This is a genomic window from Mycoplasma sp. 327 (assembly GCF_053851655.1).
The window spans coordinates 12,920-39,764 of sequence record NZ_JBSQBA010000009.1 but is presented as its reverse complement, the minus strand read 5'-3'; the positions used below and the strand labels follow the sequence as shown (position 1 = coordinate 39,764).

The following is a 26,845-nucleotide window of genomic DNA, read 5'->3' as shown; positions in this document are numbered from 1 at the left end:
TATAATTAAACAAATTCAAAATATCGGTGGCTCATTTTTCACGCTAATTAATGGTAATAAAATTAATTTTTTTTATTTTTTAAAAAATATATTATAATATTTAAGCATTAATCAATTAATGCCCAGGTGGCGGAATGGTAGACGCTACGGACTTAAAATCCGTTGGCTGTAATGGCCGTGCTGGTTCAAGTCCAGTTCTGGGCACCAGAAGCGCCCTTAGCTCAGAAGGTAGAGCAAATGGCTTTTAACCATTGGGTCAGAGGTTCGAATCCTCTAGGGCGTACCATTTCAGGTGACTGACATAAACAAATAAAAGACAGATTATCTGTCTTTTATTTTAATTTCTTTGTTTAATACTAAATCTTATGAAATATGAAGTGAAACTGATTAGCGCAATGATAATAAAACCTATTCACAAATAAGGCGAAACGTCAGCTATATCTTTTGCTCTTGTTAGATTTGTTTTTTGGCCTAATAATGAAGAAGACAAAGAACCATAAATTATAAAATTTCTAGCTATTTTTTCTAGTTCTAGGCTTGCAAAGCTAATGAAATCTAGTCTAATTTTTGGGCGAATAAAATTTCTATATATCAAAAAATTAGAGAAGCCTAGCTTTTTTAATTCTTTTATTTTTTCTATACTAATGTTATTAATTGTCTGATATAAGTTTCTTGATATTGAAGATGCACTATGGATACCAAAAGCAAAAACAAATGATGCTGACAATTCTTCAAAAAGATTTGAAAGCATTAGAAATATAATAACAGCAGGTATTGCTCTTATTAATATATTTAAATACTTATAGAAGATACTCAAATGTTTTCCTACTATTGATTTAGACATTAATAGCATTCTAAAATATGAAATAAAATATGTTAAAATGAAGGTTAAGAATACAAGTGATGCAAATTGAATAATAATCCAAAAAATTCCATCTTCGCTAAAGCTAAAAATTATATCTTTCCAACTCCCCTTAAACATATTATTTAAAAAGCCAGTAGCTTCGGTCTCATAAAATTTTTCATGAGCTAAATCTTTTATAGCTATGCAAATTAGCACAAAGGTAAGTAAAATAAATAGTGAAATAAAAGTTTTTTTGATTATATTATTAGTTTGATATTTCTTAAAATTGATATTATCTTGTTTTCGAGATTCAAATAGGAATTTGTTTATATTTTCACTAATAATTTCCACTAAAAACAAGAAGGAAACTAGTATTAACAAAGGTATTATTAGTTCTGTATAATTTATTGGCTGAATTTGAGGATTTATTAAAATTCCTATCCCTAAAAAACCGATATTAGCTAGTATTGCTGACCAACGTAAATTTGTTTCAAATGCATAGATGAAGTAACTTATGAATTTTTTTCTAAGTTGAGGTCATATTTCTGTTCAAAAAGCCTTTTGTCTTGAGTGTTGTGATTTTACCAAATGATAAAAAATACTAAAATTAGCATTCTCAATTATTTGTGAAAAATACTCATGCAATCAGAGTCATGTAAATCAACAAAAAATTAATGCTATCGCTAGTTTTTTATCAAAAGAAATTTTAAATAAATATACAAAAAACAATTCTGGAAAAATTCTTAAAGCAATTACTATAACTTTAGATGGAATAGCTATATATTTGCTATTGGTTTTAATATTAGAAAAATATGAAGTGAGAAATGCGAGCATGAATCCAATAATTGTACTTAGGAAAATTATTTTTATACTATTTCATAAAAACAAAAAAGAAATATAAAAGAGATTTTGTTTATATATATTGCTAAAACTACTTGGAGAAAAAAAATCCCTTAAATTTTTAATAAAGAGATTAATACCTGATGGTGCAAAACTAAAATTAACAACATAGATTGAAGCTATAATTAGTAAAATAATAAAAACAAAAAATGCTATTTTTCAAACTAGCCGATATGGTCCGTTTTTTAAAATAGTATTGCCTAATTTTAACTGTTCTTTAAAAATGCTTCTTTTTAATCACATATTAACTAAATATTTTATTATAAGGTTGTATTACTTCCTTATCAACATCATTAATTATTTTGTAGCCATTAAATCCTACGGTAGGACCATAATCATCTTCGTTATTTCTTCATAAGTCTATTATTATATTTTTTAAATAGTTTATTTGTTCCGTATTGAAATCATCTTTATTAACCACTACAACATTATACTTTAGTGGATCAGTGGCCGTTAAAAATTCAATTTTAACATTCCCATCATCAGGGGTGTAAAACTTGCCCCTTTTATTATTGCGATAGGCAAACGAGGCCATTTCATCGAAAACAATATGATATTTTTTAAGTGAACCATTCGCTATATTTTTTGCTTCTCCTTGCGTATATTTTTCGATATTTTTTATTTTATCTTCAGCAAAAGAATTAAATTTATTGTTTTCTAGATTAAAATGCTTTTTGAATAATGCTTCTTGTAGAATATATTTTGAACCGCTGCTTTCCTTACCGGTCACAATACCAAAATTTCTAAAAGTATTTCAATCTTTATTGTCTCATGCTTTTTTAATTTGTTCTCTTTCTTCATTTGTGCCTTGAATCATTATAATGCCACGATAGTATTCAACTAATTCATTATTTTTTGCATAGAAATATTCGTATATATTTCCATTCCAACTATATTCCTCATCGGTTCATGCGGTATATGATTTTTTATTAAACAATTTTTGTAATTTAGCAGCAATAATTCTTAATTTGTCAGTGTTTGATCCATCTGAGTAGCTATCATTAAAATTTTTATCAAATTTAAATGCCCTAGTCATAGTTTGCAAAATAGGAATAATATTTTGATCATTGTTTCTGATAAATAAAGGAGTCGTAATGATAGCAATGTTGCTTGTTTTTTTTCTAACAATACCAGCTATATCATTATTTGCTGAAACGTATCTTACTTTAATTGTTGCATCTTTATTTATTTTCTTTTTAAATTCAGATAAAATTTTGCTAAAAAATAGATGTTTTTTATTACCAAAAAAAGGCTCATTTATAACAAATTTTAATGTTAAATTAGCATCCTGCTTTGCGCTGCATGCAATAGAAATAAAGGCAAATGTGGACATTAGAGTGCTTAGGCTTAGTATAAACGCTATTTTTTTATTTTTCATAAAACAAAAATCCCTTCAATTTAATTAAAAAGGGATGATGACCAAAAAATAAGAACTCACTACGCCAGTATTATCTGGATCAGCTAACGAGGGTATTTCTCAGCCTTAATGGGCACCCCTGTTCATAAATTTATGATTCAATTATAGTACTTTTTAGTTTGCAAAAAGGAAAAAATCTCTTTTTACTTATGTTGTAATTAATATTGGATTTAAGAGTAAGTTTTATAGATATGCTATTTTGCTTTGAAAATATAAAATATACTTTGGATATCATAATTATTTTTTGTTATTTAGCATATAATTTATATGCTACTAAGTACATTTAAAAGGGAAAAAGATGAGTTATTCAGTCGGTCAAATAATAAAGGCAAAAGTTTACAAAATTTCAAGCAAATTTATAACTCTTATAACCAAAACCAACCATGTTGGTTATTTAGGCATTTCTGAAGTTAGTGATTATTATATAAGTAATTTGAATTCATTTTTTAAGATTAATGACATTAAAGAACTAATAATTATTGATATAGCAGCAAATGGTGAACTTATTTTTTCATTTAAGCAAATTCATCCAAAGGAATTAAGAAATCCTTTTAGTTTTAAACTTGATAAAAATGCCGCTAAGTTTGATAAATTGCTTGATTTTACAAATAAAGGAATACATTATGGCGATTAAAAATAAGATAGATTTTTTATCTGACCAGGTTATTGACTCTAAATTATTTAGTGGTAAATATAAGGATATTATTAACGATATTAATGATAAAATAAAATCCAAAGAAATTGAAGGATATAAAAATTTTGGTTTTTTTGAAATTGATAGAAATATCCAAAGGAGTGATTATTCAAAGATAAAAAAAATTGTCAAATTTTTTAATGATGAAAAAATCCAAACCTTTGTTGTCATTGCTCCACAACATATATGTATTCAATCAAAGAGTATAATAGGCCTAGCGAATTCCCGCTTAAGAAATAATTGTGGAATTGAGATTATGTATGTTGATGAAAGTTATGAAGGAATAGATATCTTAAACCTAATTCAATATTTAGAAAATAGGTCATTTGCAATTAATGTTATATCAAAAAATGGAGAGGATATTGAGAGCTTAATTGTTTTTAGAGAATTGGTTACATTACTTAATATACAGGTTGGCAGAAATAATGCAACCAATTATATTTTTATAACAACTAATAACAACTATGGAAAATTATTCAATATTGTTCAAACAAAAAATTATAATCATTTAGTTTTATTAGATAATACCCCTGAAAGATATTTAAACTATTCAGCAGCAGTTTTATTGCCTCTTGCTTGTGCTAATATTGACATTGATGATTATATTGAAGGTGCAAAAGAAGCAAATGAATATTTTAGTAACACAAATTTAGAAAATAATAGTGCATATCGTTATGCTCTAGTTAGATATATATTTAATAAACAAGATCGCAATCATGAAGAGAAAGATATTTTTGCAATTGAGAATATTGTTTCGGGATCTAAAATTTATAAATGTTTAAATGATTTATTTGCTATGTATCTGGTTTCGTCTTCATATCGGAGTTATAAAGGGATACAGGTTAACACATTTATTCATCCTTCTGATACTAAAACGTTTGCTAATTTGTTTTATAATAAGCAAAGAAGAATGTTTAATACTCATATTTTGGTTCAAAATCCCATGTTTGACTTCAATATAGCTATTGTTAATGACAATGATGGCGATGAACTTAATTTTTTAATGAAGAAAACATTTAACAATGTAAATAAGGCATTATTGCAAGCAACTAAGGATTATTATCTAGGTATTCAAATACCTTTTATAGATATAGTTATTAGTGATTTAGAGGACAAAACATTGGGTTGAATTGTTTCCTTTATTCATCGTGCATCAATAATGAGTGCACATCTTATGAAGATAGATCCATTTGAAGAAACCGGATTAAAAACGTTTAATATCGTTATGGCTAAAAAAATTAACGAATTAATGGGGGGACAAAAAAATGACTAAAATAGGAATTATTGGCGTTGGGGCCGTTGGTTCGGCCTATTTATATGCTTCATTGAATAAATCGATTGAGGCTGATTATGTATTGGTTGATGCCTTTGTTGAATATGCAAAAGCACAAGCTAAAGATCTGAATGATGCTGCATGTTCGATGTTACAAAGCGGTTCAACATTTGTGGCTGGAACTTATCAAGATTTAGCAGATGCTGAGATCATTGTTATTACTGCATCGGTAAAACCGAAGGATGGAGTTTTAAAAGATCGACTTGAATTATTAACAGATAATGCTAAATTAATTGCTGAAATAGGAACAAAAATAAAGCAATCAGGTTTCAATGGTATTACTATTATTGCTTCAAACCCGGTTGATATTATGGCTTCAATATATCAACAAATCACAAAATTTGCTCCTGAAAGAGTTATATCATCTGGAACAATTCTTGAAACCGCTAGAATGAAAAAATTCCTGTCTGAAAAAATTAATGTTAAGGCAGGATCGATTACTGGATTCGTTATTGGAGAACACGGAGCAAGATGTTTAATTCCGTTTTCAAAAATAAGAATAGGACTTGGTTCATTAAAGGATTGATTAGCAAATAATACAATTTCGGAAGAATGATTACAAAAATTAAATCAAAAAGTTAAGGATGAAGCATTTGAAATTATTACTGGAAAAGGAATTACAAATTTTGGAATTGGTGAAAATCTAGCCGAAATTACGCAATCAATTTTAACTGATCGTCAAGCAATTTATTCATTAGGAGTTAAACTCCCACAAGAGTATGAAAATAGTGGTGTTTATTTTGGATTACCTGTAATTTTAGGAAGAAATGGTTATCGTCATTTACCAAAAATTAGATTAACAGATGATGAACAATCCATATTTGATTCATTTTCAAAGGAAATGAAGGAAACTGTTGTTGAAATTCTTAAAAATTTAGGTATAGAACCAGATTTTAAGTAATGATTAAAGCTATTGTTTAAACATGGAAATCTCTCTTTAATTGGGAGTTTTTTTATTTATGTCTTTTAAGTTTAATTTATTGAGAATTTATGATGGCAGGCCTATTTGTTAATATTAATATGATGTAAATTTATTTTTTGCATAATTGCGTTATATTAATATGTTAAAAATTACAATATAATATTAAAATATGAAGAAAATTCAATTTGAGCATTACTATGCCGCATATCCAAGATCAAAGATGAATATATTAAATGATATAAATTTGTTAATTAATCAAGGTGAAATGATTGCTATTATAGGAAGATCTGGTTCAGGAAAAACTACATTGTTTAATGCCATTCTAAAACAACTAAAAACTAGTCAAGGCAAACTTTTTATTAATGAATATGATATAGAGAACATTTCGAAACGACAATGAAAAAAAATAGTAAAGAGAGTTGGTTATCTTTCGCAAGAAACAAATCTTATTGAGTCGCTAAATGTGTATGAAAATATTTTGCATTTTTATTCAAAATATAAAAATGTGTTATTTTCCTTGTTAAAAATAATAACTAAATCACAAAAACAAGAAATTTATAATGTTCTCGATTCCTTAGGAATTTTAGATAAGATCTTTACAAAAATTTCTGATTTATCAGGTGGACAAAAACAACGTGTTGAAATAGCAAAAATTTTGCTAAGAGACGTTGATATTATTTTAGCTGACGAACCAACTAGTTCACTGGATATTAAGACATCAAAGGATATAATGTCAATTTTAAAAAATATCAACATGAAATATAACACAACAGTTTTAGTTAATATTCATGATTTAAATGTCCTTAGAAATAATTTTTCTAAATATATTTTTATTAATAATGGTCAAATAATTAAGAATGGAGACCTTTATAATCTTTCTGAAAAAGAATTAGAACAGTTATATGAAAGTTAGATATTAAGAGGCATGTTTATTACTTTTTTATTTTTTAAATTGTTGTTTAATGTAAAATTAAGTAAATATAAAATGGAAAGGTGACTTAATGGAAGTACAAAGTAGTGATCGAAGTAGTGCAAATATTGTGTTTTCACTAAGCACATTTTGTTAATTATGTAGAATTACTGCTTCCTTAAACATATTTTAAATATAAAGGAGGTGAATAATGAAGAAAGCAAAGGTTAATAATATTGAAAGTCAAAATATTAAATTATCTAAGCAAGATTTGGCAAAAAATAATCCGATAAATAAGCGACTAGTTGAAGCATCTATTAGTGATGTAGAACTTTTATTTGAAAAATATAAATCTTCTAAAAATGGTATCAAGATTGAAAAACAAGTTGAGCAAAACCGCGATGAATATGGTGTAAATAAAATTTCCAAAAAAGGGGCTGACACTGCTGGAAAAAGATTAATCCGCTCTTTCTTTAATTTGTTTAATATTATTCTTTTTATACTTACAATTATTACTGCTGTAGTCGATATTATATTGCCAATAAGTAGTGGTAAGTATAATGAAGTTAATTATATAACTGTCATTATTATTCTGGTTATAGTTTTTGCCAGCAGTATTATTCACTTTATTCAAGAACAAAAATCTGCTTCTAGTGCCAATAAACTTATTGAAATTATTGAGACAACTTGTTTGGTTGAGCGTGATGGGGTTCTAAAGGAAATACCGATGGACGAAATAGTTGTTGGTGATATTGTCCATTTAGCAGCTGGCGATATTATTCCTGGTGATGTTAGAATTATTGCAGCAAAAGACTTATTTGTTTCGCAATCCTCGTTATCTGGTGAAAGCGATGCAATTGAAAAATATAGTATTATTGATGCACAAACTAATTATGATAATCTGACAGATAGACCCAATCTTGCTTTTATGGGTTCAAACATTATTTCTGGTTCAGCAAAGGCATTGGTGCTAGTAGTCGGAAATGATACTGTCATTGGTAAGGTGGCTTCAAAATTAAATGAAAAACAAGTCCCTACTAACTTTGAAAAGGGTATTAAAAAAATTTCTGTAATGTTAACCTGCATCATTGCTTTTGTTATTCCTATCATTTTTTTAATTGTTGGATTAACCCATCAAAAGATTGAAGGAAACAATGCATGATTTAATGCTTTATTATTTGGTATATCTATTGCTATCGGATTAATCCCTGAAATGTTGCCAATGATTGTAACTGCTTGTTTATCAAAAGGTTCAATCGCAATGGGGAAGGCAAAAACTATTGTTAAAAATATTAACTCTATCCAAAATTTTGGTGCTATGGATATTTTATGTACTGATAAGACTGGAACAATAACTCAAGATGAAATTATTCTTGAAAGGCACCTTGATGTTAATGGGAAAGAGGATTATCATGTTTTAAAGTATGCTTTTTTAAATTCTTATTATCAAACAGGATTAAAAAACCTACTAGATAAATCGATTATTAATCGTACCCTTGATTTAGCTGATGAACAAAAATCATTAGATAATCTTGAACTGCATTATTTGAAAATTGATGAGGTTCCTTTCGATTTCAATAGAAAGCGTATGTCAGTGCTTGTAAAGTCTCTTAAAAATAATAAGGTTACATTGATTACTAAAGGAGCTGTTGAAGAAATTATTAATGTATGTAGCACAATTTATTTAGATGGAAAAGTAATTCCTCTTGATAAAAAGGTAATCCGTAAAGTTTTGAATAAGGTTGAGGAATTTAGCGAAGAAGGAATGAGAGTTGTTGCTGTCGCTTCCAAAAAGTCTAATATTGATGCTGTCGGAAAACTGAGTGTAAACGATGAAAAAGATATGACTTTAATAGGCTATCTAACATTTTTAGACCCACCGAAAGATTCTGCTGAAGATGCTATTAAGAAGTTACATAATTTGGGCGTAGAAGTAAAAATACTAACTGGTGATAATCCACTGGTTACAAAGGCAGTTTGTTCAAAAGTCGGCATTCCTTATGAAAAAATATTGCTAGGAAAAGATATTACTAAACTTAGTGATGTCGAGCTAGCAATCGAAGTCGAAAAGACACAAATTTTTGCTAAACTTAGCCCCGATCAAAAAGCTAGAATAATTACCATTTTGCGTAATAATGGTCACGTTGTTGGCTACATGGGTGATGGTATTAATGATGCACCAGCAATGAAGGTTGCTGACGTATCAATATCTGTAGATACAGCAGTTGATATTGCAAAAGAGTCAGCTAATATCATTCTTCTTGAAAAAGATTTAAATGTTTTGGCTACAGGGATAGTTGAGGGAAGAAAAACTCATGCCAATATTAATAAATATATAAAAATGACTGTGTCCTCAAACTTTGGAAACATTTTTAGCGTAGTTATAGCCTCAATTATGCTTCCATTTATTCCTTTAGCACCTGTGCAAATTATTTTTTTAAATTTAATTTATGATTTTTGTTGTGGAACAATTCCGTGAGATAATGTAGATAAAGAATTTATTCAATCTCCGCGGCAATGGGGACATAAGTCTATTTGGCGATTTATGCTATGATTTGGCCCTGCTAGTTCAATTGTTGATGTTATGTCGTTTTGTTTATTATTTTTTGTTATCATTCCACAAGCAATTAAACAAACAACATTTACCAAAATTAGTGATTATAGTAATTTATCTCTTGAACAACAAAAAGAATTTAGATTGATGTTTTGAGCCGGATGATTAGTCATCTCAATGTGAACACAAACTTTTGTTATTCATCTATTAAGAACTGATAAAGTGCCACTAATTAAATCTAACGCTTCTACTCCGGTGATTATTTCAACCTTGACCGGAGTTGCATTGGTAACTGCTCTTCCTTATATTCCAAAGCTAAATACTTCCTTGCAACTAGCACCGCTACCCTCGATATTTTATGCTTGGCTTGCACTATTGCTTTCAACCTATACATTTCTTGTGATAATAACCAAAATTATTTATCGTAAGATCTATAAGCATTTCTTATAATTAATAAGTCAACTTGGCTTATTTTTTTAATTTTGTAATAATCTAAGAAAAAGTTAAATATTAACACATTAATATATTAAAATTAATATTAAAAATTAGGGAAGGAAAATTTAAGCTAAAAAAAATGAAAAAATTAGATGAAAATGTAATTATTTTTGGGATGGATAATTCTGAAAAACTAGCTAATGAAATTGCTAAATATTTAGACACTGATGTTAAAAAGGTTAATAAAGTTGTTTTTGCTGATGGCGAGAATTTAGTTTATCCCGACGAAACTGTTCGAAATAAAACTGTTTTTGTTATCAACAATACAGGAAAACCAGTCAATGATAATTTAATGAGTCTTTTGATATTTATTGATGCGCTGAAGCGTGCTAGCGCAAAAAGAATTATTTGTGTTACTACTTATTATGGTTATGCAAGACAAGATAGAAAAACAAGCGGCAGACATCCAATTTCAGCCAAACTTGTTGCTGATCTATTAGAAACTGCTGGTGCTGATAAAATTATTGTTGTTGATTTGCACAATGCATCAATTCAAGGCTTTTTTAATATTCCTGTTGATGATCTAAGAGGTCAATTTATTTTTGCTAAGGAATTAAGAAAAAGAAAAGATAAATTTGTTATTGTCTCTCCTGATCATGGCGGCGCAGTTAGAGCACGTCAATTATCAGAATGCCTAAATTCCGATGAACCAATTGCAATTATTGATAAAAGAAGAACTGGCCCAAATGTATCTGAAATTATGGGCGTTTTAGGTAATGTTAATGGTAAGAATGTAATCATCTACGATGATATTATTGATACTGGTGGAACTATTATACATGCCGCAGAAACACTAAAGGCACAAGGCGCTAACAAAGTTATTATCGCTGCAACACACGGGTTATTTTCAAGAGGTTTTGAAATGTTTGAAAGCAATCCCATCATTGATGAAGTTATAATAACTAATTCAGTAGATCACTCACATTTATCACATTTTAAGAAGCTAAAAGAATTATCAATGGCCGAATTTCTTGGTTTAGTTATTGAGGCTAATACTAATAGCACATCAATAAGTGAAATTTATAAAGAATATAGTAATGGAAGAATTTAGAAGAATTATAACTCAATATCTTTGCATTGAAGATGAAGACATAATTGCTAAACTTTATTTATATTATCAGTTAATTGAAGAAGAAAATAAGAAGTATAATTTAACTGGTTTCTACGGTGAAAAATTAATTAAAGAGGGCATTATAGAATCAATTCTTATTTTTAAAAATATAAATAAAAATATTGCAAATCTATGTAATAAGGAGGTTCTTGACATTGGTTCAGGAGCAGGTTTTCCTATTATCCCTTATTTAATATATAGTCAAAATTTTAATCTTACAATTTATGAGCCGATGCAAAAAAGGGTAAATTTTTTATGGCTTGTAGTCAAAAAATGTAATTTAAAAAATGTAAGGATTCTTAAAATAAGATCAGAAGAATCATTAGAAAAGGAAAGATTTGATTTTATAAGCGCAAGAGCAGTTTCAGAATTAAAGAATCTTGTTGAAATATCTCATCATGTTGGAAAAATAGGCTCAATTTTTTGTTTTTTAAAATCAACTAATTTTCAAAAGGAAATTGATAATTCTAGAAATATTAAGAATATATTAAAAATTAAATTTAATACTTTATGTTTAAATAAATTTTTTACTATCGATAATGTCTTGGTTTATTATGAAAAAAAAATTCCTACCCCTAATTTTATCCCAAGAAAATGGTCGATAATTATTAAAGAAAATTCCAAAAAATAAATTTAAATTTTCTGCTCATTATGTACATGAGCAGAATTTTTTGTTGCATATTTAAAAAAATTTATTATTATTAAATAATAATTTAATAAACTATATAATTAACATTACAAAGTTTGGGAAGGGGTGAGAGATGAAGAGATTATTTAAAGAAGTTTTTAGGTCACTTGCTAAAAACAAAGTTACATTAATTTGTTTAACAATCTTAATTTTCTTAACAACATTTTTATTTACTTTGTTAAATGATGTTAAGACTTCATATTCACGAACAATAAATGCATATGATAAGGTTTCTAAATTGCATGATTTAACTGTTGATTTAGATATTAATCCTTCAGGAGTCATCCCTAGCCATGGATATAATCAAATTGATAAGGATAATCATAGTGTTATTACTTCGCCAATAAAATTCGAATCATCTAAAAATGGTTCGGATGTTTCTTATACGATTAATTTGCCGGGAAGCGAGCACAATTTTATTAACATAAAAGATACTATTGAAAATTGAAACACCAATCCTAAATATTATTTGAAGACTGAAGACTTTTTAAAATTATATTATGAACAACTTTCAGGTCAAGTTTCAAGTGTTAGATTCGAGATTAATAAAGAAAACCCTAATCCAAAAAAGATTAGAGAATTTACTTTTTCGGGTGAAAATAGAAAATTTAAAGTTTATCAAAAAGAGGGAAATAAATATTCTTTGGTAACTAAAGTAAACAGAGTTAATACCGATGACTTAATAAGATTTAAAACAAAAGTAAAATTAGGTGATATTTTAACTATATCATATGGTCCCAAAGGACCTTTTAATCAACAAACAATTAAAGATAGCGTTGTAGAATCCTCGCCTCTTTATATCAATACCGTAACTAAGCAAGCATCATTTTTGACCCAAGATTATGATGAATGAAAAGCAGAAGGTGTTTTATATGTTATTGAATCTAATAAAGTCCTTGAATTAATGGGATTTGAAAAAAAAACAAATGATCAAAAGTGATATTTTAATGAAGAAAAAGCTAAAAATGCAAAAATTAAAATTGCTGGCAACCAAAAAACAACACAATGAAATATTATTAATGATGATATCCTTGTTGATGATTTTAAACTCGGGACATTTGCAAATGTAAATAAAATAGTTTCTAATTCTCCTCTATATATCGAACTAGCTTCTAATAATACTTATAAAATTCCGGAAGGATGAATAAGAAGAGCTGAGCGAATGGTTTCATATAATTGATATCGTTACATTTTAAATTGAAATGAAAGCAATCAAGAAGATAAGTCCAATTGAAAAGGATCGTACTTTAAATTTATTGAGCAATTTAGCAAAAATCAACCCAAAGAATATGAGCAGCATTTATATTTCTCTTATTGAGATAAGACCATAACCACTGCCTATAGTATTGGAAATAAATATAAACAAACCTTTGTGCAAACGGTTCCAATTGATAAAAATGATATTGATGTTACCTTTAAACAGCCGTGAAGTGGAGGGAAAGAAAATACACGAATTCCTAAAAATAAGCAAAACCTTGATGCCTTTAATTTATGAAATATTAAGCAAGTAGAATTTAATAAATTAGGATCGCAGCCATTAAGTGATGAAGAATTTCAAGATGTATCAAATGTTAGCAAGCTTAATGCAGCTCAAAATTTTATTCGTAATAATGCTTTAAGTTTTGCTCGTTCTTCAATACTGGAAGATATTAAAAAAACTGTTGGTAAAGATAATTTAGGTATTAGAAAAACCATCACTGTTGAAACAGTTAATGAAGGCAACGCAAAAAAGAATGTATTTCATTTTGTTAATATTGGTGATAAGGATAAAAAAATACTAGGATTTGAAAATAATGTCGGTAAGTTATATAATGAAAGTCTTAATCCATCTATTTTGCATTCAAGTATTTCAAATGAAAATGTTGATAAATTCTTATTAAAGCCAGATAAAAATAGCAATCTTATAACTAAAATTCCTGCTGTTTATACTAGGTCGTTAGTTGAAACTATTTTTCGTAATTTTACGCCAAATAATGAATATTTTAATGCGGATATAAGATTTGAAAAGTACTATGATTTTCTTGAAAACACAAAAATTCCAACCCTAGTTGATGGAAAAATATTGGTTTTAACTACTGCTACGCCAGAAATAAAGCGCCCCGGAGGATCTACTGTCGTTGGGGCAATTGCAATGCCTAGACCAAATAAATATATATTTTTAGTTCAAAGCAATATTGATGGTTTTACAGACGATATCGTGTGAAATAAGGTTTTAGTTAATGACAAGGAATATTTAAGCTTGGATGAAGTTTATAATTACCTTGTTCAACAAGATTATACTGTTCGTGGTGAAATAGGTGCAAATGGTTGAGCCGTTGTTAATCCTCAATTTAGAAACGCAATAAGTTTACCAATATCATTCGGATCAATTTCACCAGATTTAACTCTTGAAATTACACAAAAAAATACAATTAAAACCTTAGTTGATAGATTACGTTCAGTTCTTTTAGATACAGATTTTGGAAAATTATTTGATCGCCGTGATGTATATCGTATTTTCAAAGCTGTCACCGATTCTGTTGAAAGCAATGGGTTACATACACTGCTTGCCATCGGAAAAACTAACCGTTTTATTTTAGAAAAAACAATTTTAGATATTATTAAATTTTTAGTTAAACCTCTGCCGCAAGATAATAACCAAAATCTTGAATACATAAATATAAATGCAAATGCTTTCATTCATAATTTCTTTGCAAAGATATTTTTATATTTCAAAAAACAATATTTACTATCGGCTAAAACTAATGAAGAAAGGGAAAACTATCTTGTTTCACAAATAAATAATCTAAGCGGAATTTTAAATTTTTCTAATTTATACATTATTCCACAACTCAAGATTTCATTAAAAGATCTATTTGTTTATATAAGAGATAAAGAAAAAATTTTCGATATTTTAACCGAAATATTTTCATCAATTGATTTTGTTAAATTTTCAGCAATAATAAACGATTGATACGATCGCCATCCATATAAACCGTTTACTGCGGTAAATGATACATATTGAACAATGTCTCATGAACGGATGATTATTTCTTTATTAAGTTCATTGAATGAAGAAAAATTCAAAAAATCCATTAAGAACCTTTTTAATTTAGTAGATTTTAGTAAAATACTTGATCCAGAGCAAAAAAGCAGCTACTACCAAAAATGAGTTCAAGCATACAAAAATATAAATCAAGACTTAGATAAAAATACGAAGGATGAGGCTAAAAAATTCTTTAAAGCCTTAGACGCTAATAAAGATGGCTCATATAACAATATTAACGAAGGACTATTTAGTATTTTTTCAAATATAAATATTGAACAATTCACTAATTCACTTAATAAATTAATTAAGATTAATAAATATCCAATTACAGCTAATAATAAAATTTATAACGATTACAATACTGAATATTTAAATCAATCTGATTATTTGGCAGCATTTATGTCCTCTCTAAACCTTGTTGGCGAAAATGAAATTTCAGCAAGCAAAATTATTCAAATTCAAAATGCGATTATTAAAATTTTTAACTTTTCAAACAAAACAGAAAGTTTGGTTAAAGAATTAAATATTTCTATTCCAACCAAAGAAGAAGGAAAAATTTCATTACTAGATTTGGCTATTTTGCCTAAATTAGCATTGCCAAATAATTTGTCTAGCAGTTTTTCTATTCCTTCGTCATATAATGTTCCTATTAATGAGTTTGATTTAGTTGATATCAAAAAGATTATTGCAAAGGTAAAACAAGCAATAAATTCTAAAACTTTATTAAAATTAACTAAATCTGAGTTTGATTTTGTTAAACAGCAAGCACTTGTTAATGATATTGAGCTAAATAATCTATCAAAATTACTTGCTAAACTTGAAAAATATTTTAACTTTGTATCTCTTTTAAAACTCAAATCTCTTAAACCAAGGGATAATAAGTTCGACTTTATATTAGAAGACAAAAACCAAAAGCCCGAATCATATGCTGATTTAGCCTATTTATCAGCAATTATTGATTCAAATGCTAAAGATAAAAAATCACAAATAGAAATTCTAAAAACCTTGCATAATTTTCTTGCTAAATATCTAGGTTCATCATTTCTTGCAAATGGTGAGGAATCAATTATTAAAAATATGTTTGTTTTATATAGCATATGGATTAAGATGGCTTATTTTTTGAATAGAATTGAGCGTATTGAGGATAAAATATCTATTGATCAAAATACTGGACAAAAGATTATTGAAAAGCAATATGCTAAAAAACTTTCTTATGCACAAATTAAACTTGTTCTAAATGAAATCTATAAACTAGCGTTAAATCCTGAATTTGTTAAGGCAATGCAAAACTTCGATAAAGTTATTAATCCAATTCCTAGTTTGGGAATATTGGGAAGCGATAATAAGTATCAAGCAACACTTTTAAAAATTCCTTATGCTCATGCACATACTAATTTAGCAAATCGTGAACTTATTTCTTTATTGAAAAAATCGCACGGTATTAATTTATTTAAATCTAATTTAATTAATGCTGGAATTGACACCAAAACTATTGATAAAATAATTGACCTTTTAATTAAGAATTCAAATGAACTTACTTATAACTTTGGTTACATTGCAACAGCCTCGCAAATTCCAACTTATTACAATAATTCATTAAAAATGTTTCTTGATTCATTCCTTGAAACTAATGACAAAACTCCTATAAAACCGTTAATTAAAGATGATTATGAACTAGATTTGGCATTCAAAAAGGTTATTGAAAATTCAAGACTTAATAATCATTTATCATTATTAAATATTCCTAATAATCTATTAAATCCTTTGACACTACTAAGCTTTCCTCAAATTCCTTTATATTATATTTTAAGTCCAAATCCAAATGAAGGTAATATTGCTTATATTGTTAAAAAAGTTTTAAATAATCTTAAGTCTTCGAATGTTAAGGATATATTTTATCAAATCGAAGCAATTACACAAAATTTTGAAAATTCTGCTTATTATGTTGAATCGAAAAACGATACTTCTATTGATTTAGACCTATCTAGATTTAATTATATTTTTAATCAAAAATTAAGAAATAGCAATGGTAAGGGACTTGATTTATTTGGTATTAATATTACCTCATCTTTAGAAAAATCAGTATATAAAATCATAGAACCTATTAAAATATCAAATTTAATTTCTTATTCAGATTCAGGCTCATATGTTGCTAAAGTTAATTATGGTTATGCATCTAAAAACGGTAAGGAAGTCTATAAAGGTGATATAAGCAAATATCTATCGAACCCTTATGCTATGCAATTATTTATTTCTTCATTAGATGAAAAGTACAAGGTTAAAGTTAATACGCAGGAGTATTTAATCATTGGTATTGATTCAACTGTTGATTATTTATATCCTGTTATTAATGAAGAAAATATTCAAGTAGATACTAATACCCAAGCAATTATTTATGTCAATTCAAAAGGTTTTGACCGTATAAACTCAGCATATCCAACTTTTGCTGTTAAGACTTATGCATTAGTTAAAGCACCTGTTGATGAGAATGGAAAATATTTGCATAATAAATCGCCGAAGGAATTGCAGGAGCAATTTAATAATGATATTAATCTTATTAATCCTAATTCATTTAACAAAAAGGTTTATTTAAAAGATGAATTAGACAATATAAATCCTGAAAGAAAGATAAGAATTGTAACCATTAGAACTATTGTTAACTCAATCAAAAATGCCACATTCTATTTAATTTCTGTTTTAACTATCTTAGTTGCATTCATCATATACTTTATTATGAAGAGATATATTGAAGCGAGAAATAAAGTTGTTGGAATATTGCGTGCTCAGGGTTATAAAACCTCAAAAATAGCATTTGCATTTTGTGCTTTTGGTTGAATCCCTGCTTTTGTTGGTGGTTTACTTGGTTATATTGTTGGTTTTGCCTTACAGGGAACAGCAATGAATGTTTTGTCTTCATACTGGACACTTGAAAATAATATAATTCCTATTCACACCTCCGCCATCCTTGGTACAATAATTGCACCGTTGTTATTTGTTAGTTTCTTAATTTTTATAATAACAGCAATTTCTGTTAGAAAAAAACCTATTGAGTTAATGAGTGGTCTTGTTGAGGTTAAGGTTGGGAATTTTGCTCAAAGAATTTCAGCAATGTTTAGAAAACTGCCAGTTAAAGCAAGATTTATCGCCTCTATGGCACTAAATAATTTCTGAAAAATGTTCTCGCTATTCTTAGCATTTTCAACCACATCGTTGATTTCTATGTTCTTTTTATCGTCAAATAACATTTTTAATAAGGCTATAACAAAAACATATAAAGATAGACTCTATAAATTTAAGCTTGATCTTGAAAGCCCGACAACTGAAGGTGGGCCTTATGTTACTTATAATAAATCTGATATAAATTCATTATTATATGTTCCTAATGATTTAGCTGGATCATCTTCATCAAATGGTAGTCAACTTGATTATGCTAATCCGAATTTCTTAAGACCAGGCAGTTCATTTAATACCGATGTCCCACATATTCCGTATGCACCAACAGTGTTGACTAAATCATCACTTGATATCTTGATTGATTTATCGGTTGAATTAAGCCCTTGAGATATTACTTATGCTAGTTTGCCTGAAACGCAAAGAGCTAGAGTCGCGCAAATATTTAAGCGTGTATCAAAAGAAATGCAAGCTACCCAATATTTAATTGATATTTCTAAGTTAAAAACTGGTAAGGATTATTTAAATGTTGAAGATAGTGACATATCAAATATTATTGCCGTTACTGATTTGGAAAAATTTCAAAAAGATCTCGCCAACAATAAGCCAGAAGATATAAAAAATCGTACGAGCTTCTTTTATTTCACTTCGTCGTCTTTATATCAAAACAATCAATCCAACGGAAGAATTAGCGAACAGTTTGAATTTATTGAATGAGATCCCATTAATGAAACATACTTTAAACCAAAATCTGTTTCAACATCGAGATATAGACAGGAATATCGTAATTTCTTGGTTAATGCATACCGTCGTATTGAAGGTCTTGATTTCTTTGTATCATTTGGCGGTATTTATTGAAATGATGTAACTAATGAAAAATATACTTATGCTAAAACACTATATAATAATAAAGAAATAAAGATTTATGGATATTATGGTGATAGTAGATTCATTTCAATGCACAATGCTAATAATGAAGATTTACAACAAAAATTAGCTAACTATCAATATAATGAAAATACTACAATCCCATTGATTGTCAATACTGTTGCCCAAAAAAGATACAATCTTTCTATTGGTTCAAAAATTGAATTTGATTTATTAAACCATGTTGATCGCTTTAGTTATCGTGCGTTAAATCAAAAGCCACCAAGAACTAAATATACCTTTGAAGTTATTGATATATCCGAAACATACATTAATAGTGAATTTATTACAAGAAAGGACATCTTAGACAAAATTTTGGGTTATGACACATTGACTACTCGTTTGCAAAACGCACGTAAACAAGAACTAGAAAATGCTATATTCTTAAACCCACAAAATAAACAAAAAATTACTAGAGACTTTAGACGAAAATATGAAGCATTTAATGGTATTTTTTCTAGTGATACAACACCAGTCCAAACAATCGATACCTTAACTACTTATTCATCAACCGGTTTTTGAGGCGCGACCTCTTCATTTGAAGTTGAAGGTGCAAGCGATCAAACTGTTTGAGAATTCTTTAAACGCATATTTATATCTAATAAAGATCTCAATTATATATCTGTTTATGAACACAATATTGATTCCTATAATGAAGCACACCCTGGAGCTAAATTAAGATATAAAGACGTATTATTTAGACTTCTTAATATAAATGAATCTCAATATGAAAAGATTGTAAAACAAGCTAATTCAAATGAAGAATTTAAAGGTTTAGCACGCAGTATTCTTACGAAATTTTATGGAATACAACCCGATACTATTTATGGTAAAAATATTATGTATGGCGCCTCATTTAATGTTAATAGTAAAGATATTGAGGCGGGCTTTATAGCTGATATTTCTGAAACTGTAAATGTTATTCTAATAGCCTTTATTGTTATGTCGCTATTGATTTCCATTATAATATTAATTGTTATTACTAATATTATGATTGCCTCAAATCAAAGAGCAATAGCTACGTTTTCAGTTTTAGGTTATACTAATCGCGAGAAGATTTCACTATTCTTTGCTAACTTTGTTCCGACTATAATATTTGCTTGTTTATTAATGATACCTGCAACATTACTATTGATTTCGGTATTTAATGCATTTATGATGGCTACATCTCAAATTGTCTTGCCACTTGTTTTACACTATTCAACAATTATTATCTCAGCAGCAATTTGCTTAACAGTGTTTATTCTGACCTCGATGGCTACTTGAAAGAGTTTAAATAAAATTAAGGCCATTGACACCTTGAAAGGAAAATAATGTGAAGAAGAAATAAAAAAGTTGAATCTAAAAATGAAGATTTAAATGTTTCCATGAATAATAAAAAAGAGACATCAATAGCTTCGAATGCTGACGGAATATCAGGGCATCCATTAGATAGTGCAACGCTAAAAAAATATAAATTAGCAAATAATAAACCTCGAAAAAAAGATGGATTAGAAAAGGAAAAGAATAGCGATGGCAATATTGTTGAAGTTTTTGATGTTAAGAAAACTTACTTATCAGGAAACGTTGCAACCGATGTTCTAAAAGGTGTATCTTTAACCATAAAAAAAGGCGAAATTGCAATATTGTATGGTAAATCAGGGTCAGGAAAATCGACGCTTTTAAATATAATAAGTGCACTAGATAGACCAACTAGTGGTAAGGTTATTGTTAATAATATAAATTTGCCTTATCTAAATGAATCTAGACAAACGCTATTTAGACGCGATAATATTTCATTTATTTTTCAAAACTATAATTTATTGCAAAATCTAAATAGCTATGATAATGTTGAGACCGGCGCTTATTTACAGAAGGACAAGTCAAAACATTTGGATATTAAGAAATTATTTAAGGATTTCGACCTTGAAGAATGTATGTTTAAATACCCTTCACAAATGTCGGGCGGTCAACAACAACGTGTTTCTATCCTAAGAGCAATAGCTAAAAATTCTGATATTCTTGTTGCTGATGAGCCAACTGGTGCTCTTGATGAAAAAACAGGATGAATTGTTTTAAAAATTCTTCAAGAAATCAACCGCGATTATGGAACTACGATAATTATTGTTTCACATGATGCTGATGTTGCGCAAATTGCGGATAAAGTTATTTATCTTGAATTAGGACATATTAAGGATATAAAACATCAAGAACGAAAATGATTAATAAAAAAGGAAAAAGAAAATTAAAATGATTATAACTATATTATTTATTATATTTGGATTAATACTATCAACTGCTATTATTACTCTATCAGCATTTTTGCTATCAAAGAAAATTAAAAAATCTTACATAGTATCCTCATATTGCATGTTATCATCGTGTTTACCAATATGGATCGCTTTATTTATCTCTGCATTCACATTGACGAAAATAGTATTACTTGTATTCATATGTATTACGCTAATATTAATAATTGTTTCAGCAATTGTATTTGGTATTGCTAGAATAAAAGTTGCTACTCAAACCAAAAAAAGAAGAATAGCTGAAAAAAGAGCGTAATTAGTTGAAGAAAAAAAGCCAGTAATAAACTGGTTTTTTATTTTAATTTAAGAAAATCTTAATTATTTATCATCGTTGTTAGAAACACTTTTTATAATGTCGATACATGAGCCAAAGTGATATGGAACTGCAATTTCTTTAATGTTTTTTCAATCACTTCCAAAGATGTTTCTTAAATAATTTTGATATTCATTTATAACATGAAGTTTTAGCCCATCTTTTTCAAAAATACGAATGTTATAGTTAGTATTTGTTAATCATTTTGTTAGAAAAAAATGATTAATTATTGGTGATGTTATAACAAAACCTTCATACATATCATCGTTTAGACCATTTACTAAATCCTTATAGTTTATCGATTTTTTTAAAGCCTTTAGGAATTTAGAAATAATAATTTTGTTTTTAATTTTAGGAATATTTGAATAATTCATAGTGGCATAATATTGTATAAAGCTTTTACTTTTATTAGAAAATTTATACATCTTTTTTATTTTTTTAATTGTTGTGGGAATGATTAAATTAATATCAACAAAAGGGCAATCATTGTATATATTTTTACTATCTTCAACAAATTTATTTTGTAACGAATAATAGTCAGAGTGTTTGACCGAATCAATTACCTTGTGTGGATATAATTGTCTTAGTTTTTCATATGATTCAAAAGTCATCATTACTTCATAATGATCAGTTTCATTTCAATATTCCAGGTTATTAACCACTGCTAAAAGACTATTAAAATCAAGACTATATCAGAGCTCATGCTTACTACAAATATTAATAAATTCTTTCAAGATGTCAAGTTTATGGTTAAAAATTTTAGTCATATTTTAAAATTATAATTTAAATTTATTTTTACCTTAATTTATTTAATTTGCTAATTCTTTACTAAATATTGCTTAAGCTGCCTGTGTTAACTTGGTTTTGTTGTTAGTAAAATATATGTAAAAAGTGGTAAAATTTTGTTATCTTATTTAATTAATTAAATATGAATATTTTTATTTGTACATTACTATATTCAGAATGAAAGGCAAATATGTCAGAAAAATTTAAAAAACAAATAACCACTGAACAAAAAGCTAAGAGAAAAAAGGTCATTTGAGGAACTTTTTGAGCAACCGCCATTTCAGCTGTTTTAGCAGCTGGTATTTCTATTCCACTTGTTCAAGCTTCGAAGGCCCTACCTGCTCCAACTCCGATATTGGATGAAAAAAGCTCAATTATTAAAATCATTCAACCAGATGGTTCTATTAAAACTTTAACATATGGCGAGCTAGACAAAAATCCTACTCTAACAAATAAAAACAAAAATATTTTTGATTCTATTGAAAAAAACATTGCCAAATATCTTTATGAGAAAGAGTATGAGGCTTCATTATGATATCAAGCAGTTTATAATGCCGACAAAGCAAAAACAGATGAAAAATCTTTTGCCCTAGATTCGATTGATAAAATTAAAGAAAAAGTGCAAAAAGAAATTGATGATTTAAAAAGACAGTATCAAAAGCAATATGGCCTTGAACAAAAATGAGAAGAAAAATTCTTAGAAGAGATTTCGAAGCCATCATGAGGATCATCAAAAAATGAGAAACAAGCTTTGGAATACCGAGTTAATTTAGAAATCAACAAAAATGCTTATCGTAGATATAAAACCGAAGTTAATACTGATTGAACATATAATGAATTAAAAAATGGTATCCTAGCCAATAAAGATGTTTTTTATGAATACAATGGCAAAAAAGTTGAAATAGCTAAAAAAGGTCAAAAAATATTTTTGCCTTTTGCTCATGAAAACAAAAATTATGTATTGCCAGCAGAGGATTCAATTGAGTCACAAACAAATTCACAAGCTTCAATCAAAATTCCGATGTTTGTTACAACATCATTTGTTAAGGAATTTAGAAATCCCGAAAGATTTATCAAGCCATGAATCGACAGAAAACAAGCCATTTTATCAGAATTTTCATTATCTGCTCATCAAGATACAACCGGTGCTGAAAAACCATGGGTTGTAACAAAGGCTGAAATAATTAATCTTCTTAAGTTTTCAGCATATCCGGAAAATGATACTCACAATAAATTAAAACTTGCAATTGATGCATTAAATGATTTTAGAGGATTTAGCACATTAATAAAAAACGATAACATTACTTCAGATGATGAAAGACATGCAAAAAATGACCAGACATTAATTGAATATTTATCAGCCGATAAGGCAAATGCTTCAAAATTTGGATCAAAGGGTTTTGTTAATTTAAAACAAGCAATTTCTTCAAGTGAACCATCTTCATACTTTGGACTATTATCAATTTTACTAGGTGACGCACAAATTGATAAAGGTATTTATAAATATACTCAAAAGGATAATTTGTTTAAGGATTTAAAGAAAAAGCTAATTGAGGTTTTAAAATCGCTTAGTGGTTATAATAATCTTGAAACAGAATTTAAGTCAAAACTTGAGAGTGCATTGAATGCAGATCCTGCTTCAAAAGAAAAAAATGCTGATTACGTTGAGGAATATGCTAAGTATAATAACGAGGTTGAAAAAATAATTAATAACCTTGAAGATAAAGAATTTAATAAATTATTTGGTAATGCATTTAAAGATGTATTTGTGAATGGTAATAAGGACAATAAAATTAACGCTATTTACAAGGTCGGGGAAAATTTTGTTTCAGTATCTCCAAAAGGAATATTAATTCAAAATTTACACAAGTTTGATACAGTGGAAGCCGTTCAAAAATTAATTGTTAAAGATTTAGCAATTAAATCAAAAGCAAATTACAAAAATACATTTACTAGTGAATTATTCAATTTAAATACTATTTTTGCCGATATATTAGATACTACATATCAAATTAACGATCTTCTTTCACAAGATACATTCAAAGAATATTTAAAACAACAAAAATTTACTCCTATTGATTCGGATAAAGAAAAAAACTTTGATGATGCAGATATTAAAGGAGCTTTAAACTATATTTCAACACTAGAACAAACAAATAAGGCAACTATTGTAAATAAAAAATATGGTCAAATAAAAGATTTTATTAAGAAACAAATTAATGATAATCTTGTAGCTGACTTCGAATATGATACAAATACAAATAAATTTATAATTAAACCACATAATAATAAAGATATTATTTCTTATTTATTTGACATCATAGTTAAATATGTTTTAGAATAGAAAAATTTTTATAAGGAAAGGAAAAAAATGAAAAAACTTTCAAAAGTATTGCTTAGTTTATCACCTCTAATATTTTCTGGTGTTCCATTACTAGTATCATGTGCAAATAATAAATCACAAAATAATGCTGAAACCCCGGGTTATCAATCAGGTTTTTTAAAACAGCAAACATCAAAGAATCAAATGATTTTATCAGTTGTTGATACATATCTTGAAAAATTTTATGTTAATGATTTAAAAAATATTAATCAAAAAGACAAAATTGCTTATGCAATTGAAAATAAAAATAATCAGCTTCATAAAGATTTATATGACTTATTTAAATATTATGCCTCTGTTTCACTAAATACTGATGCTCAAAAGTTTTGAAATCTAAAACATGATTTTATTCGATTAAATATTGATACTAAAGACTATAATCCAGCCCCCGAAAATATTCCTAGCGAAGATGAATTTATATTTTTAATGAAGAATTCTAAATTCTTGCAGGAAAATCTTAGATTAGAGTTAGAAAAAATGCTAGTTTCTAAAATTTATCTATTAAAATCAAGAGATGAGTTTAAAAAACTATCCGTTAATCAAAATGGCCTAGATAAATATCAAGTAAGTCTCGAAGAGGAAATAAAGAAAGATTCAACTACATTGTTAAAAAAAGATATTTATGATGCCCTTGATTTTTCAAGTAATAATCTTTATTTAATTAAGTATCTTCTTGAAAACCCCCTTATCCAAAGATGATCATTTACTGATACAAAAGATATGAATTTAAGAATTGGTAAGGCAAATATTTCAACCTTTAACGATTTTAACGATCTAGCATCATATAATCCTAAAAAAACTCAACAGTATGATTACAATCCGGTTGCCAAATATCCCGAATATATTTTAAAAACTGGTGCTTCAGAAGGATTTGAACTTAAAACATTAAGAGCATTTAACGGAATTGTTGCTAATTCAGAAACAACAGGCGATTTATCAAACTCATTTTACACAGCCAAAAAATTTACTTCACCTGTTTTTGGTTTTGTAGATCCAAAAACTAAAAAAGTATTAGACCAGGACTATTTTAAATTAGCAAAAATTCTTGCTCAAGAAAAGAAGTTGCCAAAAATTAAGGCCACAGCATCGCTTAAATCTAAACAAGATAAGGAAGAAAATTTAAAAGTATTTAATGCTAAGGATATTGAATTTGAAGGTCTTACAAGACAAAATGATAATGAAAAAGTATTTACTAAAGAAATAACTTTAGAAGACAAAAAATATACCCTTATGTTTGAATTAAAAGACTCTATAACTTTTAGTGGTCAAATTCTAAGAGCGCCAATGAGATTAAGTATTAAGGAACTTGGATCGAGACATTATTACGATTTTAGTGCTGAATTAGAATATAAGGATAAGAAATTTATAGACCAAACTAATGCAAATGATTATAACCTAGATAAGTATCCAACATTTATCGATGTTATTAATGATAAAAAAATTGATGCTTCATATGTAATTAAATTAGCACCATTATATTTATCTAAAAAAGTAAAAAATCTAAAAAATGAAATTGTTGATAAGAAAATTTTTACTTTTGAAAATACCCCATGAAATGATGCAACGCAACAAAGTATTATTGCTAACTATATTGTTGTCTCAAAAGGAAACACTTTGTTTAGAGAGGCTAATAAATATATAATAGACAATCTAGGATTTAAGTTAACAGAGCTAAACCCAATTGTTTTAGAATTATTTAAAGTGGAAGGATTAATTTAAAAAAAAGAAAATTATGGAAAAAGATACATTCCAGAGAATTATTGATAGAGAAATACCCGCAACAATTATTTATGAGGACGCTGATGTTATTGCTTTTCTAGATATTGATCCAGTAGAAAAAGGCCATTTCTTGGTTGTACCAAAAGAGTTTTCACAAAACTTATATGATATCGAAGAGGAAGACTTGGTTAAATTGGTCAAAAAAGCTAGAAAATTAGCTTTATTACAAACAGATAAGCTTAATGCTTCTGGCTTCAAATTAGTTATAAATAATAATGAAGCTGCTGGACAAGCAATTTTTAGAACACATATTCACATCATTCCTTATTACGATTAGGATATTATTTTGAAAGATTATATAAATT

At 27.6% G+C, this 26,845-nt stretch carries 16 protein-coding genes, 2 tRNA genes and 1 riboswitch; of the genes, 15 read left to right on the top strand and 3 right to left on the bottom strand.

What is annotated here, in order from left to right; translation table 4 throughout:
• The first annotated feature begins 120 nt into the window (after positions 1-120).
• Positions 121-207: transfer RNA gene (locus ACWXVS_RS02800), tRNA-Leu, on the top strand.
• A gap of 3 nt (positions 208-210) precedes the next feature.
• A tRNA-Lys gene (locus tag ACWXVS_RS02795) sits at positions 211-286 on the top strand.
• 51 nt (positions 287-337) lie between these two features.
• Here ACWXVS_RS02795 and ACWXVS_RS02790 read toward each other — a convergent pair.
• Together ACWXVS_RS02790 and cypl are read right to left on the bottom strand one after the other, a co-directional pair.
• A complete protein-coding gene (locus ACWXVS_RS02790; RefSeq protein ID WP_455994951.1) occupies positions 338-1,678 on the bottom strand; it encodes an ABC transporter permease subunit in 1,341 nt (446 codons plus the stop codon).
• A gap of 310 nt (positions 1,679-1,988) precedes the next feature.
• Entirely contained in the window at positions 1,989-3,122 is a 1,134-nt protein-coding gene (cypl, locus tag ACWXVS_RS02785; RefSeq protein WP_455994948.1) for an ABC transporter thiamine pyrophosphate-binding lipoprotein p37/Cypl, read from the bottom strand.
• A gap of 39 nt (positions 3,123-3,161) precedes the next feature.
• Positions 3,162-3,252, bottom strand: a riboswitch (TPP riboswitch).
• 207 nt (positions 3,253-3,459) lie between these two features.
• Between cypl and ACWXVS_RS02780 the strand changes: the two genes are divergently transcribed.
• The 10 genes from ACWXVS_RS02780 (at position 3,460) to ACWXVS_RS02735 (ending at position 21,535) form a co-directional block, all read left to right on the top strand.
• Entirely contained in the window at positions 3,460-3,795 is a 336-nt protein-coding gene (locus ACWXVS_RS02780; RefSeq protein WP_455994946.1) for a hypothetical protein, read from the top strand.
• Positions 3,785-5,128, top strand: coding sequence for a hypothetical protein (locus ACWXVS_RS02775; protein WP_455994943.1), 1,344 nt, complete (start codon positions 3,785-3,787; stop codon positions 5,126-5,128). Before ACWXVS_RS02780 ends, ACWXVS_RS02775 begins: the two co-directional genes overlap by 11 nt.
• Positions 5,121-6,089: a lactate/malate family dehydrogenase gene (locus tag ACWXVS_RS02770; protein WP_438340352.1), complete on the top strand. Its 969-nt coding sequence runs from the start codon at positions 5,121-5,123 to the stop codon at positions 6,087-6,089. The genes ACWXVS_RS02775 and ACWXVS_RS02770 overlap by 8 nt, the downstream gene beginning before the upstream one ends.
• Before the next feature lie 190 nt (positions 6,090-6,279).
• A complete protein-coding gene (locus ACWXVS_RS02765; RefSeq protein ID WP_455994940.1) occupies positions 6,280-7,023 on the top strand; it encodes a phosphonate ABC transporter ATP-binding protein in 744 nt (247 codons plus the stop codon).
• Positions 7,024-7,231: 208 nt separating this feature from the next.
• On the top strand, positions 7,232-10,024 hold the full coding sequence (gene mgtA / locus ACWXVS_RS02760; RefSeq protein ID WP_438340350.1) for a magnesium-translocating P-type ATPase: 2,793 nt from the start codon (positions 7,232-7,234) through the stop codon (positions 10,022-10,024).
• Positions 10,025-10,148: 124 nt separating this feature from the next.
• Positions 10,149-11,120, top strand: a complete 972-nt coding sequence (locus tag ACWXVS_RS02755) for a ribose-phosphate diphosphokinase (protein ID WP_438340349.1) — start codon at positions 10,149-10,151, stop codon at positions 11,118-11,120.
• Complete coding sequence (gene rsmG / locus ACWXVS_RS02750) at positions 11,107-11,811, top strand: 16S rRNA (guanine(527)-N(7))-methyltransferase RsmG (RefSeq protein WP_455994937.1); 705 nt, start codon at positions 11,107-11,109, stop codon at positions 11,809-11,811. Before ACWXVS_RS02755 ends, rsmG begins: the two co-directional genes overlap by 14 nt.
• A gap of 130 nt (positions 11,812-11,941) precedes the next feature.
• Positions 11,942-20,308, top strand: coding sequence for an ABC transporter permease (locus ACWXVS_RS02745; RefSeq protein WP_455994934.1), 8,367 nt, complete (start codon positions 11,942-11,944; stop codon positions 20,306-20,308).
• Entirely contained in the window at positions 20,308-21,222 is a 915-nt protein-coding gene (locus ACWXVS_RS02740; protein WP_444704803.1) for an ABC transporter ATP-binding protein, read from the top strand. The genes ACWXVS_RS02745 and ACWXVS_RS02740 overlap by 1 nt, the downstream gene beginning before the upstream one ends.
• Position 21,223: 1 nt before the next feature.
• On the top strand, positions 21,224-21,535 hold the full coding sequence (locus ACWXVS_RS02735) for a hypothetical protein (protein WP_455994931.1): 312 nt from the start codon (positions 21,224-21,226) through the stop codon (positions 21,533-21,535).
• Between the two features lie 62 nt (positions 21,536-21,597).
• Here ACWXVS_RS02735 and ACWXVS_RS02730 read toward each other — a convergent pair whose 3' ends face one another.
• Positions 21,598-22,359, bottom strand: coding sequence for a hypothetical protein (locus tag ACWXVS_RS02730; protein ID WP_455993672.1), 762 nt, complete (start codon positions 22,357-22,359; stop codon positions 21,598-21,600).
• Positions 22,360-22,568: 209 nt separating this feature from the next.
• Between ACWXVS_RS02730 and ACWXVS_RS02725 the strand changes: the two genes are divergently transcribed.
• The 3 genes from ACWXVS_RS02725 to hinT are packed head-to-tail and all read left to right on the top strand — an operon-like array spanning position 22,569 to position 26,817.
• Positions 22,569-24,722 carry a HinT-interacting membrane complex protein P80 gene (locus ACWXVS_RS02725; protein WP_455994928.1) on the top strand — a complete coding sequence of 718 codons (2,154 nt, stop codon included), beginning with the start codon at positions 22,569-22,571 and terminating at the stop codon, positions 24,720-24,722.
• A 27-nt stretch (positions 24,723-24,749) separates the two neighbouring features.
• A complete protein-coding gene (locus tag ACWXVS_RS02720; protein WP_455994925.1) occupies positions 24,750-26,480 on the top strand; it encodes a HinT-interacting membrane complex lipoprotein P60 in 1,731 nt (576 codons plus the stop codon).
• 13 nt (positions 26,481-26,493) lie between these two features.
• Positions 26,494-26,817, top strand: coding sequence for a histidine triad protein HinT (gene hinT / locus ACWXVS_RS02715; RefSeq protein ID WP_438340342.1), 324 nt, complete (start codon positions 26,494-26,496; stop codon positions 26,815-26,817).
• Positions 26,818-26,845: the final 28 nt, after the last annotated feature.